16 protein-coding genes and 1 tRNA gene are annotated in these 17,078 nt (G+C 66.7%); 11 read left to right on the top strand and 6 right to left on the bottom strand.

Annotated elements, in window-relative coordinates:
• Window positions 1–221: 221 nt before the first annotated feature.
• Genes AC1VV3_RS00185 through AC1VV3_RS00175 form a run of 3 tightly spaced genes read right to left on the bottom strand, consistent with a single transcriptional unit; the run spans window position 222 to window position 2,725 of the window.
• Window positions 222–1,475, bottom strand: coding sequence for an SPOR domain-containing protein (locus AC1VV3_RS00185; RefSeq protein WP_431568775.1), 1,254 nt, complete (start codon window positions 1,473–1,475; stop codon window positions 222–224).
• Between the two features lie 15 nt (window positions 1,476–1,490).
• Entirely contained in the window at window positions 1,491–1,997 is a 507-nt protein-coding gene (locus AC1VV3_RS00180; protein WP_431568774.1) for a hypothetical protein, read from the bottom strand.
• Window positions 1,998–1,999: 2 nt separating this feature from the next.
• Window positions 2,000–2,725, bottom strand: a complete 726-nt coding sequence (locus tag AC1VV3_RS00175) for a ParA family protein (RefSeq protein ID WP_132262023.1) — start codon at window positions 2,723–2,725, stop codon at window positions 2,000–2,002.
• A gap of 398 nt (window positions 2,726–3,123) precedes the next feature.
• Between AC1VV3_RS00175 and AC1VV3_RS00170 the strand changes: the two genes are divergently transcribed.
• The 5 genes from AC1VV3_RS00170 to AC1VV3_RS00150 all read left to right on the top strand — a co-directional run bounded on the left by AC1VV3_RS00170 (window position 3,124) and on the right by AC1VV3_RS00150 (window position 7,452).
• A complete protein-coding gene (locus AC1VV3_RS00170) occupies window positions 3,124–4,128 on the top strand; it encodes an SPOR domain-containing protein (protein ID WP_431568773.1) in 1,005 nt (334 codons plus the stop codon).
• 159 nt (window positions 4,129–4,287) lie between these two features.
• Window positions 4,288–5,505: a DUF418 domain-containing protein gene (locus AC1VV3_RS00165; RefSeq protein ID WP_431568772.1), complete on the top strand. Its 1,218-nt coding sequence runs from the start codon at window positions 4,288–4,290 to the stop codon at window positions 5,503–5,505.
• A gap of 7 nt (window positions 5,506–5,512) precedes the next feature.
• The gene (locus AC1VV3_RS00160) at window positions 5,513–5,770 is read left to right on the top strand and encodes a (2Fe-2S)-binding protein (RefSeq protein WP_431568771.1); all 258 of its coding nucleotides are present in this window, start codon (window positions 5,513–5,515) and stop codon (window positions 5,768–5,770) included.
• Window positions 5,771–5,884: 114 nt separating this feature from the next.
• On the top strand, window positions 5,885–6,370 hold the full coding sequence (gene bfr / locus AC1VV3_RS00155; RefSeq protein ID WP_132262021.1) for a bacterioferritin: 486 nt from the start codon (window positions 5,885–5,887) through the stop codon (window positions 6,368–6,370).
• Between the two features lie 23 nt (window positions 6,371–6,393).
• Window positions 6,394–7,452: an NAD(P)H-dependent flavin oxidoreductase gene (locus AC1VV3_RS00150; protein WP_431568770.1), complete on the top strand. Its 1,059-nt coding sequence runs from the start codon at window positions 6,394–6,396 to the stop codon at window positions 7,450–7,452.
• Here the strand turns inward: AC1VV3_RS00150 and AC1VV3_RS00145 are convergent.
• Entirely contained in the window at window positions 7,439–9,586 is a 2,148-nt protein-coding gene (locus AC1VV3_RS00145) for a prolyl oligopeptidase family serine peptidase (RefSeq protein ID WP_431568769.1), read from the bottom strand. The genes AC1VV3_RS00150 and AC1VV3_RS00145 overlap by 14 nt on opposite strands.
• A 117-nt stretch (window positions 9,587–9,703) precedes the next feature.
• On the opposite strand from AC1VV3_RS00145, the gene AC1VV3_RS00140 reads away from it, so the two are divergent.
• Entirely contained in the window at window positions 9,704–10,858 is a 1,155-nt protein-coding gene (locus tag AC1VV3_RS00140; RefSeq protein ID WP_132262018.1) for an AI-2E family transporter, read from the top strand.
• A gap of 56 nt (window positions 10,859–10,914) precedes the next feature.
• Here the strand turns inward: AC1VV3_RS00140 and der are convergent, their stop codons facing one another.
• Window positions 10,915–12,291, bottom strand: coding sequence for a ribosome biogenesis GTPase Der (gene der, locus AC1VV3_RS00135; protein ID WP_132262016.1), 1,377 nt, complete (start codon window positions 12,289–12,291; stop codon window positions 10,915–10,917).
• A 178-nt stretch (window positions 12,292–12,469) separates the two neighbouring features.
• On the opposite strand from der, the gene AC1VV3_RS00130 reads away from it, so the two are divergent.
• Window positions 12,470–13,126, top strand: coding sequence for a CHAP domain-containing protein (locus tag AC1VV3_RS00130; protein WP_431568768.1), 657 nt, complete (start codon window positions 12,470–12,472; stop codon window positions 13,124–13,126).
• 101 nt (window positions 13,127–13,227) lie between these two features.
• Here AC1VV3_RS00130 and AC1VV3_RS00125 read toward each other — a convergent pair whose 3' ends face one another.
• Entirely contained in the window at window positions 13,228–13,515 is a 288-nt protein-coding gene (locus AC1VV3_RS00125) for a DUF3297 family protein (protein ID WP_132262013.1), read from the bottom strand.
• A gap of 88 nt (window positions 13,516–13,603) precedes the next feature.
• Here AC1VV3_RS00125 and AC1VV3_RS00120 point away from each other — a divergent pair.
• The 4 genes from AC1VV3_RS00120 to AC1VV3_RS00105 all read left to right on the top strand — a co-directional run bounded on the left by AC1VV3_RS00120 (window position 13,604) and on the right by AC1VV3_RS00105 (window position 17,078).
• A tRNA-Val gene (locus AC1VV3_RS00120) sits at window positions 13,604–13,678 on the top strand.
• Window positions 13,679–13,798: 120 nt separating this feature from the next.
• A complete protein-coding gene (gene serS, locus AC1VV3_RS00115) occupies window positions 13,799–15,106 on the top strand; it encodes a serine--tRNA ligase (protein WP_431568767.1) in 1,308 nt (435 codons plus the stop codon).
• Between the two features lie 56 nt (window positions 15,107–15,162).
• Entirely contained in the window at window positions 15,163–15,927 is a 765-nt protein-coding gene (surE, locus tag AC1VV3_RS00110; protein ID WP_132262009.1) for a 5'/3'-nucleotidase SurE, read from the top strand.
• The gene (locus AC1VV3_RS00105; RefSeq protein WP_431568766.1) at window positions 15,924–17,078 is read left to right on the top strand and encodes a LysM peptidoglycan-binding domain-containing protein; all 1,155 of its coding nucleotides are present in this window, start codon (window positions 15,924–15,926) and stop codon (window positions 17,076–17,078) included. The genes surE and AC1VV3_RS00105 overlap by 4 nt, the downstream gene beginning before the upstream one ends.

Raw genomic sequence — 17,078 nt, 5'->3', positions numbered from 1 at the left:
CCCCCTCCGCCGACCCTCCATTTCTCGCGGAATATGTCCGTCTGCCGCCCCTTTGTGGCCCCGGCAGGCGTTCTGCTGGCATCGCGAAGAGCGCCTGACCGGCCGCCGCTTTCACTTTTTTAACTTCCCTGAAACCAAAAAAGACGGCCCCTGTCCGAAGACAGGAGCCGTTTAGGTTCACATGGAACTCAAGTGCGAGGGGCAAAGCCCCCGCGGAAACTCTAAAGCTCGGCGCGGCGCATCTGATTCGCACCGACGCCGCCGGGTAGCGGCCGTTGCTGCGCATAGGCAAGGCAAGGATTGCCGGCCTGCCGGACGCTGGCGCAGACGGACTGGGCCGCACGCTGGTCGAAACCGCCCGCCGCGACGCGGTAGTAAGTCTGGCCGTTCACTTTCGCCTCGGTAATCCGCAAATCATGCCCCCGAAGGGCCGGGTTGCGCGACTGAAAAATTCCCCAGGCCCGCTTGGCGCCGTCCATGGTCCGGAACGAGCCGAGCTGGACGAGATGCGTAGCCGAAATCAAGGCCTTGGCCGGAGCGACCTGCGGCTTGGCCGCCGCCACCGGACGAACCGGACGCGCGGTGGCCACACGCACAGGCGCGGCGACTCGGGCAGCCGGCATGGGCGCAGGCGCCGGAGAAACCGGCTGAATCTCTTCGGGCTGGTTCGCACCCCAGAAAGTTTCGCCGGTTTGAACGGGTGGAAGTTCCGCTTCGGGCGAAGCCGATGCGGGCGCTTCGGCCATGGCCATCCGCGGCCCAGCGGCAGGAGCATTGAGCGCAAGCATCGCAGGCTGCCCCGGATCGGCGCGCAGCGGCGCACCGATCAGGCCGGCGATCCGCGCCTGCGACTGGTCCGGGCGGGCTGCACGCGCCCATTCACCAAGACGGGCGTCGAGCTGGTCGGCCGGAACGTCCTGCGAGGCGATCAGGCGGGCCTCGCGCCAGCGGCCGTCAAGGGCATAGGCATAGGCCAGGTTCTGGCGCGCCTTGGGCGTATTGTCACCGCCGCGAACGACGCCGGTCAGGATATCCACGCCAGTGGCTGGACGACCGGCAAGAGCGACGGCAAGACCGTAGTCGCTGGCCGGCAGCTTGTTCTGGAAGCGCTGGAGCACGGCCATGGCCTCAGCCCCGCGACCCGCGCCGACATAGGCCAGCACGGCGCCAAGGCCGGTGCGCGGGCTCTGGTCGCCCAGCGCAATGGCATCCTCGAAAGTGGTGGCGGCCGAATCGAAGCGTCCGGCAGAGAGGTAGGTCTGGGCCAGCGCAGCGCGGGCCGAAGCATCGCGCGGCGAGCGGGTGACACGCTGCTCCGCGCGGGCAAGATCCTTGTCCCCCGGCTCAACCGGGGCGGCCGAAGCACCGGCGCGGGCGAAAGGCGCCTGTCCTGCGCAGCTCACCAGGAGCGTCGCGGCCATCGCGGTGCAGATCGCGAGAGCGGCGCTGCGGGCACGGAAGTTGAGGGGTTGCATCGATCGGGCCCTGGCTCAGCTGCGCCCGCCGACGGGCATGGCGATTTCCGGCATTTCGGAAAGGAATTTGTCGAGCGCCTCGGTAACCAGCACTTGCGCGCTGCGGTTCAGCAGCACGCCGGCCATCTTCAGCCGGAAGTGACGATCTGCATCGAGGCGCAGGGTAAAGGCGGCGCGTCGACCCTCGACAGCAGCCGAGCGGCTCTGGACAGTCATGCGGCCGAGGCGCTGGGCAAGCTCGTCGATCTGGCGCAGCACGTCGGGCGCGGGCGCCGAAGCGGGCAGTTCGGCACTCGGTCCGACCAGCTCGACCACATCGTTTTGGCCCCCATCGGTCTGGACCTCATCGTTCTGGCCCCAGTCGTTCCAGCCAAGGTCTTCCATCCGCGCACCGGCGACGGAAAGGCTCGTGGCGCCGAGGTTGACGGCATCCTGGCGCCGCATCGCCGGGCGGGCGCGCCCCTTGCGGGCCAGCAGCCCGGGCGTCAGCGAGGCAAAGCCGTGTTCGCTCAAGCCGGTCACGATCAGGATCCTGCCACGCGGCGGCCGAAGCCACCGATCGGTCGTGCCGCGCCGGGCATGATCGGCTGGCCGGTCAACTGCGGTGCCGAGAAGACGGTGCGGCGGAAATTGCGTTCGAGACGGTCCGAAACGTAGTTCCACAGCGCGGTCACTTCCTGCGCGGAACGGCCGTTGGGATCGACTTCCATGACGGTGCGGCCGTCGATCATCGACGCCGCGAAATCGGTGCGCTGGTGCAGCGTGACGGGAGCGACGGTGCCGTGCTGGGAAAGCGCGACGGCGGCCTCGGCCGTGATGCGCGCTTTCGGGGTGGCGGCGTTGACCACGAAGATCAGCGGCTTGCCCGAGCGTTCGCAAAGGTCGACGGTGGCGCCCACCGCGCGCAAGTCGTGCGGGCTGGGGCGCGTCGGCACCACGATCAGTTCCGAGACCGAGATGACGCTCTGGATCGCCATGGTGATGGCGGGCGGCGTATCGATCACGGCCAGCTTGAAGCCTTGCTGGCGCAGGACCTGAAGGTCGCTGGAGAGGCGGGCCACGGTGGTCTGGGCGAAAGCAGGATAGTCGGCCTCGCGCTCGTTCCACCAATCGGCGAGCGAACCTTGCGGATCGATGTCGATCAGGACGACCGGCCCGGCGCCGGCGCGCTGCGCCTGCACGGCGAGGTGCCCGGAAAGCGTGGTCTTGCCCGAACCACCCTTCTGCGATGCCAATGCCAGTACGCGCAAAGCCGTTACCCCCTGAGGAACCCCGCGCCGAAAGATCGGCGGCTCGGAAAATTCAGTTTCTCACAGAGGGCTGGATCGCAGATCGTTCCTAATTTAGAGTTAACCCCGCCGCCGTTTCAGGCACTTGCCGCTTGGCCGCCTACGCCAGGTCCGGGATTTTTCGTTTACCATCGGAGTTAACGCGAATTTCGCCCTTCCATGGGCATCTTTCGGGATATCCGGATGATCCGGTGAGTGCCTTCGCTTACCATGTCCGGACCTTAGTCAGGAAATCGAGGCCAGCAGACGTGCGGAAAAATCGAAGCGCCCTATCATGTCTCCCCCTGCACCTCGGACTGGCTGCCGCGCTTGCGAGTCTTGCCGCTGCTCCTGCCCTGGCTGACGTAAAGGCCGGGAGCGTGAAGGCAGGAGTCGAGGCCTGGTCCGCCGGAAACTACGCCGCCGCCGTCCAGCAATGGCGCCCGCTGGCCGACAAGGGCGATGCCGACGCCCAGTTCAACCTGGCTCAGGCCTACAAGATGGGGCGCGGCGTTCCCGAAGACCTCGGCAAGGCGGAAGAACTTTACGGCAAGGCCGCCGCGCAAGGCCATGTCCAGGCTTCCGACACTTATGGCCTCATGCTGTTCCAGCGTGGAGAGCGCCAGAAAGCCATGCCCTATCTGCGCAGTTCCGCCGCGCGCGGAGACGCGCGGGCCGAATATATCCTGGGTGTCGCGCACTTCAACGGCGACATCGTGGAGAAGGACTGGGTCAGGGCCTATGCCCTGGTGAGCATGGCCCAGCGCGCAGGGCTGCCCCAGGCCGCCAATGCCCTTGCCCAGATGGACGAGCATATTCCGCTGGCAGACCGTCAGAAAAGCGTAGCGCTCGCCGCCCAGCTTACAGCGCAGGCCGATGCGACCCGCACCCGCGAAACCGCGGGGGCCGAGCTGGGAACGGGTCCGCGCGCGCCCACGCCGACGAGAATCGCCAACGCCCCGGACAGCCCCGCCCGCACCGGTGCCGACTATACCCTGCCCGCCATCGCGCGCCCGGCCGACCGCGCGCCATCGCCTGCCGCGAAGGCGCCGCCAAGAGTCGCGGCCGCCCAGCCGGTCGCCCGCCCCGCTCCCCCGCCCGCGCCGAAACCCGTGGAACCAAAAGCCGCGCCGCGCCCTGCTCCGGCCGCGGCGAGCGGCGGCATCTGGCGCCTCCAGCTCGGCGCCTTCGGCGTTCCCGGGAATGCGGAAAAGCTCTGGGCCTCCTTGTCGAAGCGCCCGGAAATGACGGGAAGCAAGCGCCAGCTCGTACCGGCCGGAAAGCTCACCAAGCTCTATGCCGCCGGCTTCGCCAGCAAGGCGCAGGCCGACCGCGCCTGCGGCGCGCTCAAAGCCTCCGGTCACGAATGCATCGTCACCTCGTAGTCATACCCCTGCCCTGCAGGTCGTCGTGGACGCGCCACGGCTGATCGCCTAGTCTTCCTCTCAGGGAGACCAGGAATGCTGAAAGCCATCGCGGGCCGGAGTGCCCGGGCAGGTGCACGCGCGTCGATGCCACGGCCGCCGTCCGGGACAGGTGGACGATTGGCCTCGCTCGACCTGGTGCGCGGCATTGCCGTCATGGGGATCCTCACCATCAACATATCCGGTTTCGCCGGACCCAGCCTCGGCGCGCTGACGCCCGATTTTCCCGGCCACGCCAGCATGGCCGACGAAGCCGCATGGGCCGTCGGCTTCCTGTTCTTCGAAGGCAAGATGCGCGCGCTCTTCGCCATTCTGTTCGGCGCGGGCATCGCTCTCCAGTGCGAGCGCATGGACGCAGCCGGGCGCGAGGGCGACGTGCTGCAGGTCCGCCGCCTGGCTTGGCTCATGGTGTTCGGCACCTTGCACTACTGGCTGCTGTGGTGGGGAGACATCCTGTTCGTCTACGGCTGCTGCGGCATAGCCGTGCTGTTCGTTCGCCGCTTGCCCTGCCCTTTGTTGCTGGGCCTGGCGGCGGGCGTGATCGTCACGGCCACCGTGATCGACTTATGGTCCATGCTTCCGCTGGTGCGCGCGGAAGAAGCCTTGCGAATCGGCACGGCTACGGCCGGCCAGCACCGCGAGGTGCTGGCGCGCCTGGACCTCTACAATGCCAACGACTTCGCCCAGGCGCAGCTTTACCACGGCGGTTTCCTGGACATCGCACTCGGCAAGCTGCGCGGCGACCCGTTCTGGCTTTTCACCATGACGGCCCATGCCTGGAGCGAAGTCCTGCCGCTGATGCTGGTCGGGGTCGTTTTGATGCGCAGCGGTTTCTTCAGCGGCGATTGGCCGGAGGCGTGGATGCGGCGGCTTCGGATCGGCGCGACGGCGGCGGGCCTAGCGTTTACCGTGCTGGTGCTCGCCTGGGCCTGGCCGCGCCATTTTCCGCCGATCGCGATGGCCATGCTGCTGGGCGAGGGACTCTGGCCCGCCCACCTGCTGACGGCGCTTGGTTACGCCGCGGCGATCGTATGGGCGACGCCGCACCTGCTCGAAACCCGCGCGGGCCTGCGGATCATCGCGGCCGGGCAAGTGGCCTTCACCAATTACATCGGCACCAGCCTGCTCATGTGTGCACTGTTCTACGGATGGGGCCTGGGCTTGTTCGGAAAGCTCGGCCCGGCAGACCAGTGGGCGCTGGTTCTTATCGGCTGGATGGTGATGCTGGCGTGGAGCGAACCCTGGCTGAGTCGCTATCGCAGAGGCCCTTTGGAACTGCTCTGGCGGTCCCTGGTAGAGCAAAAACGCCTTAAAAATCGCCGTAAGGCAATGGCTTGATAGGAAGTTGAAGAACGCTATTGCGATCCATTTGCAGTTGCATATGATGGTCCTCAAGAGGATTCGCACCATGTACGTTTGCATCTGCAATGCCATTCGTGAGACCGACCTGCGCACCGTAGCCCGCTGCTGCCGCGGCGATGCCACCGCGCTTTACGGTGCTCTCGGACATGCGCCGCAGTGCGGACAGTGCCTGGACGAAGCCGAAGACATTATCGCCGAGGAATCGGCAAGCGCCGACGCGCCCCTGAGCGCGGCAGCCTGACCCTGCAACAAGGCGGGTTACACCTGGCCTCGGCCGGGTGTTTTCGCGTGCCTGCTTGCCTTACAGGTCTGAAAGGGCCATAAACCCGCCCGAACAGATTCAGGAGCATCTCCCATGAAGGGCGACCAGCAGGTCATCGATTTTCTCAACAAGGCGCTCTTCAACGAGCTGACCGCGATCAACCAGTACTGGCTGCATTACCGCATGCTGGACAACTGGGGCATCAAGAAGCTCGCCGAATACGAACGCCACGAATCGATCGACGAAATGAAGCACGCCGACGTGCTGGCCGATCGTATCCTCTATCTCGAAGGTCTCCCGAACTTCCAGGCGCTGGGCAAGCTGCGCATCGGCGAAAGCGTCGAGGAAGTGCTCAAGGCTGACCTCGCCTTGGAATACGACGCGATTCCGCTGCTCAAGGACGCCATCGCCCACTGCGAGACCGTGCGTGACTTCGTCAGCCGCGAAATCTTCGCCCGCATCCTCGAAAGCGAGGAAGAGCACGTCGACTTCCTCGAAAAGCAGTTCGACATGATCGCCCGCATGGGCATCCAGAACTACTGCCAGCTGCAGAGCAAGCCGGCGGGCGAAGAAGAGTAAGCCCGGACGGCGCGCGAGCAGACATGGATTTTCTCGCGCGCCTCGGTCTCTCCCTTCCCCTGGTACAGGCGCCGATGGCGGGCACGTCCACGCCCGCTCTCGCCGCGGAAGTCTGCAATGCCGGAGCGCTCGGATCGCTCGCCCTCGGCGCCATCGGAGCCGACGAGGCCCGCCGCCAGATCGCGGACTTGCGCAGCCGCACGCAGCGGCCTTTCAATCTCAATCTCTTCGTTCACGAAACGCCCGCCGCCGAACCGGCGGTGGAAGCGGCATGGCTGGAGGCGCTCGCGCCCAGCTTTGCCGCCTTTGGCGCAGCGCCGCCCACGGGACTGGAGACCATCTACGAGAGCTTCGCCGGTAATGCCGCGATGCTCGAAGTCGTGCTGGAAGCGAAGCCCGCCGTGGTCAGCTGCCATTTCGGCCTGCCGGACGCCGCAACGATCCAGGCGCTCAAGCAGGCTGGCTGCCTGCTTGTCGGCAGCGTCACCAGCCTGGCGGAAGCCGAACTGTCGCGCAGCGCGGGCATCGACGTGCTCGTGGCGCAAGGTTGGGAGGCCGGTGGCCATCGCGGCATGTTCGACCCCGCCGCGCCCGACGATCGGCTCGGCACTTTCGCGCTGGTCCGCCTGCTGGCCGCTTGGGGCAAGCTGCCCGTTGTCGCGGCTGGCGGCATCATGGACGGAGCGGGCATACGTGCCGCACTCGATCTCGGCGCGGTTGCCGCGCAGCTCGGCACGGCCTTCGTCGGCTGTCCGGAGAGCAACGCCGATGCCGGTTATCGCGCCCTGCTTGCTTCCGACGCGGCCCGGCATACGGTGATGACGCGGGCGATCTCCGGCCGTCCGGCCCGGTGCCTTGCCAACCGCTTCACGGAACTCGGGGAGCGCGCGGACCTGCCGCCCGTCCCCGCCTATCCGCGCACCTATCACGCCGGTAAAGCGCTCAACGCTGCCGCCAAGGCCCAGGGAGAACCCCTGTTCGGCGCGCAATGGGCGGGACAGGGCGCGCCGCTGTCCCGCTCGATGCCGGCGGCGGAGCTGGTCGCCCAGCTCGCCGCCGAACTTTCCGCTACTCGCCCTTAGGCGCGCCGGCTCCCGGCGCGGCCGACTGCCCGTCGGTCCGATACTTGTCGAACCAGGCCAGGATCGCCGAAGCCTTGGCGGCCGATTGCGAAGGCCGCGCGGCAATGCCGCCATGGCTGGCGCCCGGCACCTTGACGAGCGCGGTCGGCACCCCCCGGATCTGCAAGGCGGCGTAATACTGCTCCGCCTCGCTCACCGGGGTCCGGAAATCTTCCGAGCCCACCACCACCATCGTCGGCGTCTTGACGTTGCCCACCAGGCTCAGCGGCGAGCGGCGCCAATACTCCATGGGGTCTTCCCAGGGCTTCTTGTCGAACCAGTAGCGCGAGGTGAACGGCGTGGCGTCCATCGTCAGTGCCTCGCTGATCCAGTTGATGACCGGCTTCTGCGTCACCGCCGCCTTGAACCGGTCCGTCTTGCCGACGATCCAGGCCGTCAGCACGCCGCCGCCCGATCCGCCGGTGACGAAGAGGTTGTTCGGATCGGCCACCCCGTCGGCAATCGCCGCGTCGACCGAGGCCATGAGGTCGTCATAATCGGTTCCGGGATAGGCCCGGTCGATCAGGTTGGCGAAGGCCTCGCCGTAGGACGTGCTGCCGCGCGGATTCGTATAGAGCACCGCGTAGCCGTGCGCCGCGTAGAGCTGGTAGTCGGTGGAGAAGCCCGGCGCATAAGCGGTGTTGGGGCCGCCATGGATTTCCAGGATCAGCGGCGCCTTCTGGCCCGCCGGCAGGCCCGGCGGCGTCACTAGCCATGCGTCGATCGCGCGGCCGTCAGGCGCGGTCACCGCCAGCTTGCGCACAGGCGCCAGGGCCTTGGCGTCCATCCAGGTGCCGTTGAGGTCCGTCAGCTTGCGGCCGGTCCCGCCATTGCTGACCCAAAGGTCGGCCGGGCGCTGGGTTGTGCCGGAGGTATAGGCCACGCGGCCATTGGCGGAGACGCTGAACGCACCGCCCGTATAGGGCCGGTCGAAATGGTCTCCGGGACTGAGCCCCTCGACCACGGTCTTCATTGAACCGTCCAGCCCGACGCGGGCCACATACGTCCTCGCATGATCGTCATACTGGATCATGATCGCGGAATTGCCGGACCAGTTCACCGCGTCGATCGAGTGGTCGAACCCCTTGATCAGCAGCCGCGATCCCGAACCGTCGCTGTTCATCAGGTAGAGGTCGGAATTCTCGTAGGACCGGTTGACGTCGTCATAGCCGAGGTAAGCGATGTGCTTGCCGTCTGGCGAGACCATCGCGCCGGCATCGGGGCCGTTGCGGCTGGTGAGCGCCGTCACCGCGCCGCTCGCGATGTCGAGCGCGTAGACTTCGGAATTGTTGATGTCGCGCTGCCAGTTCTCGTGGCGGTTGGCGCTGAAGACCACGCGCTTGCCGTCCGGCGTCCACGACAGCGGACCGCCGTCGTCGAAGTCTCCGAAAGTCAGCTGGCGCGGCGCGCCGCCGTCGGCCGATACGAGAAACAGGTGGTCGTAGCCGGGCTGGGCATAGCCGCCGCCGTCCGCACGGTATGTCACGCGGTCGATCACCTGCAGCGGCTCGGCCCATTGCGCGCCTTCGGGGCGCTGCGAGGGCTGCGCGCCCATCTTGGGCGCCTCTCCCGGAACCCGCATGGTATAGGCGATCTGGCGCCCGTCCGGCGACCAGGCCAGCGCGCCGGGGCTGTCAGGCAGCCCCGTCACTTTCACTTTGGCGCCGCCATCCAGCCAGAGCACGTAAAGCTGCGGCGCGCCCGTCCCGTCGCTGGAAACGAAGGCCAGGCGCTTGCCGTCCGGCGACCAGCGCGGCGAGAAATGGGCACCCGCCCCGGTCACAAGCGGCCGCTGCACGCCGCTTGCCGTATCGACCAGCCAGATCGAGGGCACGACCTTGTCGGTCATCACATCGGCCGCGGCCCGAACGTAGGCGATCCGGCTGCCGTCGGGCGATATCTGCGGGTCGGTGACGCCCGAAAGCTTGAACAGGTCGTCAGGCGTGAAGCCGCGCTCCGGACCCTTGGAGGTCTTGGCGGCCCGTCCGGCCCCGGCTTCGTCCGCGGCGAAGGCCGAGGAGAGCGGAACGACGGCGCAGGAGAGCGCGAGAACGGCGGCGCGCAGGGCAAAGGCGCGCGAAAGGGTATGCGGCAAGATGGAATGCTCCTTCTCGAATGGGAGGATGCCCCCTGTCTTGCCCAGACTTCGTGAAAAATCCAGTCACCTCGGCCGGCGACCTTGCCGCGGCGGGAATCATGCTAAGAGGCAGGCATGGAGCAACCGGAACGCCCCCCCTATACCATCGAGGACTACGGCTTCGGCGTTCTCGTCATCCTCGTTACCGCGGCCTTCGTCTGGCTGCTGCTGCCTTACTTCGGCGCCGTGCTCTGGGGCGTAGTGGCCGCGATCCTGTTTCAGCCGCTCACGGCGAAGCTGGCCACCCGGTTCGGCGGCCGCAAGAGCCTGGCGGCGGGCCTCATGCTGCTGCTGCTGCTCGCGCTCTTCATCATTCCCACCATCCTGCTCGGGGTCAGCCTCGTCCAGGAAGTCACGACGATCTACGAAAAGGTCCGCGGCGGCCAGATCGACATCCCGCACATGCTGGAGCAAGTCCGCGCCGCCCTGCCCGAATCGCTGGAGCGCCTGATCGACCGCTACGGCCTCACCGATTTCGAGAACTTGCGCCGCCAGTTCGGCGCCGGGATCGCCAACGGCCTCCAGGGCCTTGCCGCCCGGCTCCTCTCGGTGGGACAGGGCGCGCTGAGCTTCCTCGCGGCCTTGGGCGTGATGCTCTACCTCACGTTCTTCCTGCTGCGCGACGGCGACCGCTATGGACGGTTGATCCGGGACGCCATGCCCTTGCGCCCGCACTTGCGCGACCGGCTGGTGAGCAATTTCGTGATCGTGGTGCGTGCGACGATGAAGGGGACGGTCGTGGTCGCCGTGGCGCAGGGCCTGGTCGGCGGCGTGATCTTCTCGCTGCTGGGGATAGACGGCTCGCTGCTCTGGGGCGTGATGATGGGCTTCTTCTCGTTACTGCCCGCCGTCGGCACCGGCCTCGTCTGGGTCCCCATGGCGGGCTATCTGCTGGCGACCGGCCACATGTGGCAAGGTGCGGTGCTGGCCTTCTGCGGCCTGTTCGTCATCGGCATGATCGACAATATCCTGCGTCCGATCCTGGTCGGCCGCGACACACGCATGCCCGACTTCGTGGTGCTGATCGCCACTTTGGCCGGCCTGCAGATCTTCGGCCTCAACGGCTTCATCGTCGGCCCGGTGATCGCCGCCCTGTTCATCGCCGTCTGGACGCTCATGCGCGAGATAAAGAACAGCGACGGCATGCTGGAGCCCGATGCCATCGAACAGCAGGAAGAGCGGGCGGAAGCGCCGGTTTCCGACGCCGAGGTAGCCGCGCACCCATCCTGACACGCGAACGACGGGCATGAAAAAGGCCGCTGGAGCAGTCTCCAGCGGCCTTTTCGTTACTTGGCGAAGGGGTTCTTCGGCATGCGCAGATTGAGACGGATCGGCACCGCATCGAACCCGAGTTCCCGGCGAATGCCGTTGATCAGGTAGCGGCGATAGCTTTCCGGCAGCAGGTCCAGACGCGTACCGAACAGCACGAAGCCCGGCGGGCGGGTCTTGGCCTGGGTGATGTAGCGCAGCTTGATGCGCTTGCCGCCCGGCGCCGGCGGCGGGTTGGCGGAGAGCGCATCGTCGAACCAGCGGTTGAGCGCGGCGGTCGGCACGCGCTTGCTCCAGGCCTCGCGAATCGAGAAGCCGGCGGCGATCAGCTCGTCCAGGCCCTTGCCGGTCCGTGCCGAAACGGCCAGCAGCGGCACGCCGCGAACTTGCGCCAGGCCGTCGTCGAGCGCCCCGCGAATGCCGTTGAACAGGGCCGAGGCGCCTTCGGCCACGTCCCACTTGTTGATCGCGATGATCAGCGCGCGGCCTTCTTCCAGCACCTTGGAGGCGATGGTGAGATCCTGGTGTTCCAGCCCCCGCGTGGCATCGAGCAGCAGCACCACCACTTCGGCGAAATCGATGGCATGGCGCGCATCGGCCACCGCCATGCGCTCCAGCTTTTCCGTCACGTTGGCACGCTTGCGCATGCCGGCCGTGTCGATCAGGCTGACCTGGCGGACTTCCTGCGTCTTGGGATCGGTCCACTCCCAGTCGACCGTGATCGAATCACGCGTGATGCCCGCTTCCGGCCCGGTGAGCAGGCGATCCTCGCCCAGAATTCGATTGATCAGGGTGGACTTGCCGGCATTCGGGCGGCCGACGATGGCAAGCTTGAGAGGCCGGCGCAGCAGCGCTTCCTCGTCCACCTCCTCTTCGAATTCCGGCTCTTCGGGCTGGAGCGGATCGAGATGCGGCAGCAGCGATTCGAACAGATCCGCCATGCCCACGCCGTGCTCGGCCGAGAACGTGATCGGATCGCCAAGGCCCAGCGAATAGGCTTCCAGCACGCCGCCCTCGCCCGCGCGGCCCTCGGCCTTGTTGGCCAGAAGGACCACCGGAACCGGCGAAGCGCGCAGCCATTGGCCGATTTCCTCGTCCAGAGGTGTCAGCCCTGCGCGCGCGTCGACCACGAAGAGCGCCACGTCGGCCGTTTCCAGCGCAGCCTCGGTCTGCTTGCGCATGCGGCCGGGCAGAGTCTGGTCTTCTTCGTCTTCCCAGCCCGCCGTGTCGACGATCTGGAATTTCAGGCCGAGCAACTCGGCATCGCCGAAGCGACGGTCACGCGTGACCCCCGGCTGATCGTCGACGAGCGCGAGCTTCTTGCCGACGAGCCGATTGAACAGCGTGGACTTGCCGACGTTGGGTCGGCCGATGATGATCACCTGAGGAAGCATGTTGATAACTCGATAAAGGATTCCGGCCCGTAGGGGAATTCCTTCGGAATGGAAACGCCTGCGTTCTCGCGGCGCGGTATTGAATAAAATAAGCCGGACGTCCGGGAACAAATTCCTAATTCGTCGTTAACCATGCCCTGAAGGAATCCCATAACCGTACCGGGCAGAATTGGAACACATGCAGGGTTACCGGATCGCAATCATACTGGGTCTGGCCGCCGCGACGATCGCGCCGGCCAGTGCCCGTTCCGCCATAGACGACGCCTTGGCGGGCGCGGATGACACCGTGGGCGCGGTGGCAAAGCCCGATTACCTGGAGTGCGTGCCTTATGCACGCCAGCTTTCCGGCATCCAGATCTTCGGCGATGCCCATACCTGGTGGAGCCAGGCCCAGGGCCGCTATGCCATCGGCCATACCCCGCGCATCGGCGCCGTCATGGCGATGGAGCCTTACGCCAATTCCCAGCTCGGCCATGTCGCCACGGTCAGCAAGGTCATCGATTCGCGTACGATCCTGGTGAGCCATGCCAACTGGTCCCCGATCGAGGGAAGCCGCGGTCGGATCGAGAAGAACGTCACCGTCCTCGACGTCTCGGCCAGGAACGACTGGAGCGAAGTGCGCGTGTGGTATGCGCCGATTCACAACCTCGGCAACACGCACTGGCCGGTTTCCGGCTTCATCTACAACGCGCGGCCCAATTCCGGTCCCGCAGGGGGCCAGGATCCGGCCCTGCAACGGCTGGACGACGTCTCGGCCGCGCCAGGGGCACCGAAGAAAAGGAAAAAGGGCCGCCGCAGCGACCCCATCGGCGAAATCATCGCCGGCCTCTACTGAGGCGCCCGGCCCGGCGGCCTGCCGAAACAGGCCGACCGTCCGGGTATGGCCCTATCGGGCCTTGCTGACCTCAGGCCCTGGCGGACCTCAGGCCCCTTACCTCAGACTTTGGCGACCGGCGCGTCCTCGCCGAGGTCTTCGTACCAGGCTTCGACCGGACCGGAGAGCTTGACCGTCAGGGGATTGCCCTTGCGATCCAGCGTCTTGCCGGCCTGAACGCGCACCCAACCTTCGGAAATGCTGTATTCTTCCACATTGGTGCGCACGGTACCCTTGAAGCGGATACCGACGCCGCGCTGAAGCTTTGCCTCATCGAAGAACGGGCTCTTCGGATTGATGGCGAGGTGATCGGGCGGCACGTCAGGGCCGTTCTGGGTCTCTTCAGTCATGCCCCGCGATTTAATTCCAGATGGGCGCTTGTCAATTCGATCCGACTCATCTAGAGGCGCGCTTCCGCAACGGACACAGTCCTTCTGCGGGCGCGTAGCTCAGTGGTAGAGCACACCCTTCACACGGGTGGGGTCGCAGGTTCAATCCCTGCCGCGCCCACCATCCCTTCTACGGGATGGCCTTTGCAAGGCGGACATTTTCCCCAAGATCACCATTTCTCGCAGGCCGAAACGAGCCTCTGGAATCTTGCGCCTGCGCGCATGAGGCGGCATAGCGCGCGCCATGCACGATATCCGCCTGATCCGCGAGAATCCCGAAGGATTCGACGCCGGCCTCGCCCGCCGTGGGGCTCTCCCCGTGGCTGCCGACATCCTCGCCCTCGACGAGCAGCGCCGCTCGGTGGCGACGCGCATGCAGGAAGGGCAGAACCGCCGCAACGAGGCATCGAAGGCGATCGGCAAGGCCATGAGCCAGGGCGACAGCGCCACGGCCGAAGCGCTGAAGGCCGAAGTCGCCCAGCTCAAGGACACACTCCCCGCGCTCGAAGCCGAGGAGAAGGACCTCTCCGCCCAGCTTCACAATGCCCTGGCCGCCTTGCCCAACATCCCCGTCGCCGAAGTGCCGGACGGCGCGGACGAGAGCGAGAACGTCGAAGTCTCGAAATGGGGCACGCCGGGCACTTACGCCTTCGAGCCCAAGGAACATGCCGATCTCGGCCCGGCACTCGGTCTCGATTTCGAGACCGGCGCCAAGATTTCCGGCGCGCGCTTCACGTTCCTGAAGGGCCAGATGGCGCGCCTGCACCGGGCCCTGGCGCAGTTCATGCTGGACACCCAGACCGCCACCAACGGCTATATGGAATGCATCGTGCCGCTGCTGGTCAAGGACGAGGCCGTGTTCGGCACCGGCCAGCTTCCGAAGTTCTCCGAGGACCTGTTCCGGACCACGGACGGTCGCTGGCTCATCCCCACCGCCGAAGTCTCGCTGACCAATGCGGTCCAGGACGAGATCGTCGATACGGCCGCCCTGCCCCTGCGCATGACCGCCCTCACCCCCTGCTTCCGCTCGGAAGCGGGCGCAGCGGGCCGCGATACGCGCGGCTTCATCCGCCAGCACCAGTTCGAGAAAGTGGAACTCGTCACGATCTGCGCGCCTGAGCAGTCGGAAGCCGAACACGAGCGCATGGTCGCGGCCGCCGAATCGATCCTCCAAGCGCTGGAACTGCCCTATCGCAAAGTGCTGCTCTGCACCGGCGACATGGGCGCGACGGCGCGCAAGACCTTCGACCTCGAGGTCTGGCTGCCCGGCCAGGCGGCCTACCGCGAGATCAGCTCGATCTCGAATTGCGGCGACTACCAGGCCCGCCGCATGAACGCGCGCTTCAAGCCGGAAGGTTCGAAAAAGACGGAGTTCCTGCACACGCTCAACGGCTCGGGCCTCGCGGTCGGCCGTACGCTGGTGGCGGTTCTGGAGAACTACCAGCAGGAAGACGGCTCGGTGCGCGTTCCCGAAGCGCTCAAGCCCTGGATGGGCGGGATCGACAAGCTGACGGCCGGCCACGAAGCCGCTCTCGACTCGAAGCACACCTGAACTCCTCGTCGCCCTGAACCCGTTTCGGGGCGACGAATGAAAGCAGCAGAAAAATCATGCGTATCCTGCTCACCAATGACGACGGCATCAACGCCCCCGGCCTCTATGTCCTGGAGAAGATCGCCGCACAGCTTTCGGACGATATCTGGATCTGCGCGCCGAGCGAGGAACAGTCGGGCGCGGGCCATTCGCTGACGCTGGGCCGCCCGGTGCGCATGCGCGAGCATGCACCCAAGCGCTTCTCGGTCACGGGGACGCCGACCGATTCGGTGACCCTGGGTCTCAAGAAAGCCCTGCCCGGCCCGCCGGACCTGATCCTTTCCGGCGTCAACCGCGGCGCCAACCTCGGTGACGACGTGACGTATTCGGGCACCGTCTCCGCGGCGATGGAAGGGGCCATGGCAGGCATCCCCTCGATCGCGCTCAGCCAGGTCTATGCGGGCGAAGGCCTCGGCAACAATGTCAGCTTTTCGGCGGCCGAGGAATGGGGCGCCAAAGTGCTGCGCCCCCTGCTGGACATGCCTTTCGCGCCGCGCACCCTCATCAACGTCAACTTCCCGCCCCTGGCCGGAGCTGACGTGAAGGGCATTCGCGTGGTCCGCCAGGGCTTCCACGACTATGCGCGCGGCTCGGTCGTCGAAGGCATGGATCCGCGTGGTTTCCCGTACTTCTGGTTCGGCCTTCACGGCATCGAGCACACGCCCGGCCACAACACCGATCTCGAAGCGATCTCCGAAGGCTATATCTCGGTGACCCCGCTCCAGATCGACCTCACGCATGACGCCGCGATAGCGCAGATCGCGAGCCGCTTCGAAGCATGATTCCCAAGTCCCTGTTCCTGCTTGCGGCGCTGGCGCTGCCGATCGCGCCTGCCGTCGCGGCACCGCGTGACGAGACCGTGCACGTCGTCGAACCGGGCGAGACGCTGAACGGCATCGCCAACCGCGCCGGCGTCTCTTCCGAGGCTCTGGCGAAAGCGAACGGCCTGAAAGCGCCCTACGTCGTCCGGCTAGGCCAGAAGCTTGCCATTCCGCGCCCCCGGCCTGCGCCGGTGAAGACGGCGGCACCGAAACCGGACAATGCCGCGGCGCCTGCGCGCGCCTCCGGCGCCAGCGCGACGGCCAAGGCAGCAGCCGCAGCCAGTTCGACGGCGAAAGCCGCCATCGCCGCCGCGGGTCCGCCGGAGCAGGAATCCGTCCACGTCGTCCAGCCCGGCGAGACGCTGGGCGGCATCGCTGCCGCAGCGAAAGTTCCCCGCGTCCTGATCGCGGAAGCCAATGGTCTGCAGCCGCCCTATGCGGTGCGCTCCGGCCAGAAACTGCAGATCCCCCGCACGCGCCGGCATACGGTCAAGGCAGGCGACACCGGCTTTTCGATCTCGTACAAGTACGCGGTGCCCTGGGAGCAGATCGCCCTTGCCAACGGTTTCGATCCGGTCGCGCCGGTCAAGCCGGGCCAGACGCTGCTGATCCCCACTTTGCTCGATCCGCCGTCCGCAAGCGGCGCTTCCGTGCCTGTCGCTGCGCCCACGTCTGCACCCACCGCCGCACCGCTGCTGGCGATCCCCGCTCCGCAGAGCACGCCAACCACCCGTGGTGCGCGATTCGCCTGGCCTGTCAGCGGCCCGATCCGCCGCGGCTTCGCAACCGGCGCCAACCATCACGACGGCATCGACATCAAGGCCCCGGATGCCACGATGGTCCGGGCCGCCGCGGCCGGCACCGTGCGTTTCGCGGGCATGGAAAAGGAGCAGTTCGGCAATCTCGTCGTGCTCGACCACGGCGACGGCTGGTTCACCGCCTACGCCTTCCTCAGCCGGGTGACCGTCAAGGAAGGCGCCAGGGTGGCGGCCGGAGAGCGCGTCGGGCTGGTCGGCAGCACGGGCCTTGCCAAGGGCAACGAGCTTCATTTCGAGGTGCGGCAGAACGGCAAGCCCGTCGATCCGCTGGACGAGTTGCCCAAGGCCCCCTAA

The sequence above is a fragment of the Novosphingobium sp. BL-S-34 genome, assembly GCF_056857015.1.
The sequence above is the reverse complement of the archived record's forward strand: the minus strand, read 5'-3'. Positions and strand labels throughout refer to the sequence as shown.

Bases quoted from the DNA above. Each gene is read 5' to 3' on its own strand.
- AC1VV3_RS00185 (WP_431568775.1), bottom strand. From the start codon at position 1,475: ATGCAACCCCTCAACTTCCGTGCCCGCAGCGCCGCTCTCGCGATCTGC.
- bfr (WP_132262021.1), top strand. From the start codon at position 5,885: ATGAAGGGCGACCAGCAGGTCATCGATTTTCTCAACAAGGCGCTCTTC.
- AC1VV3_RS00150 (WP_431568770.1), top strand. From the start codon at position 6,394: ATGGATTTTCTCGCGCGCCTCGGTCTCTCCCTTCCCCTGGTACAGGCG.
- AC1VV3_RS00140 (WP_132262018.1), top strand. From the start codon at position 9,704: ATGGAGCAACCGGAACGCCCCCCCTATACCATCGAGGACTACGGCTTC.
- der (WP_132262016.1), bottom strand. From the start codon at position 12,291: ATGCTTCCTCAGGTGATCATCATCGGCCGACCCAACGTCGGCAAGTCC.
- AC1VV3_RS00130 (WP_431568768.1), top strand. From the start codon at position 12,470: ATGCAGGGTTACCGGATCGCAATCATACTGGGTCTGGCCGCCGCGACG.
- AC1VV3_RS00125 (WP_132262013.1), bottom strand. From the start codon at position 13,515: ATGACTGAAGAGACCCAGAACGGCCCTGACGTGCCGCCCGATCACCTC.
- serS (WP_431568767.1), top strand. From the start codon at position 13,799: ATGCACGATATCCGCCTGATCCGCGAGAATCCCGAAGGATTCGACGCC.
- surE (WP_132262009.1), top strand. From the start codon at position 15,163: ATGCGTATCCTGCTCACCAATGACGACGGCATCAACGCCCCCGGCCTC.
- AC1VV3_RS00105 (WP_431568766.1), top strand. From the start codon at position 15,924: ATGATTCCCAAGTCCCTGTTCCTGCTTGCGGCGCTGGCGCTGCCGATC.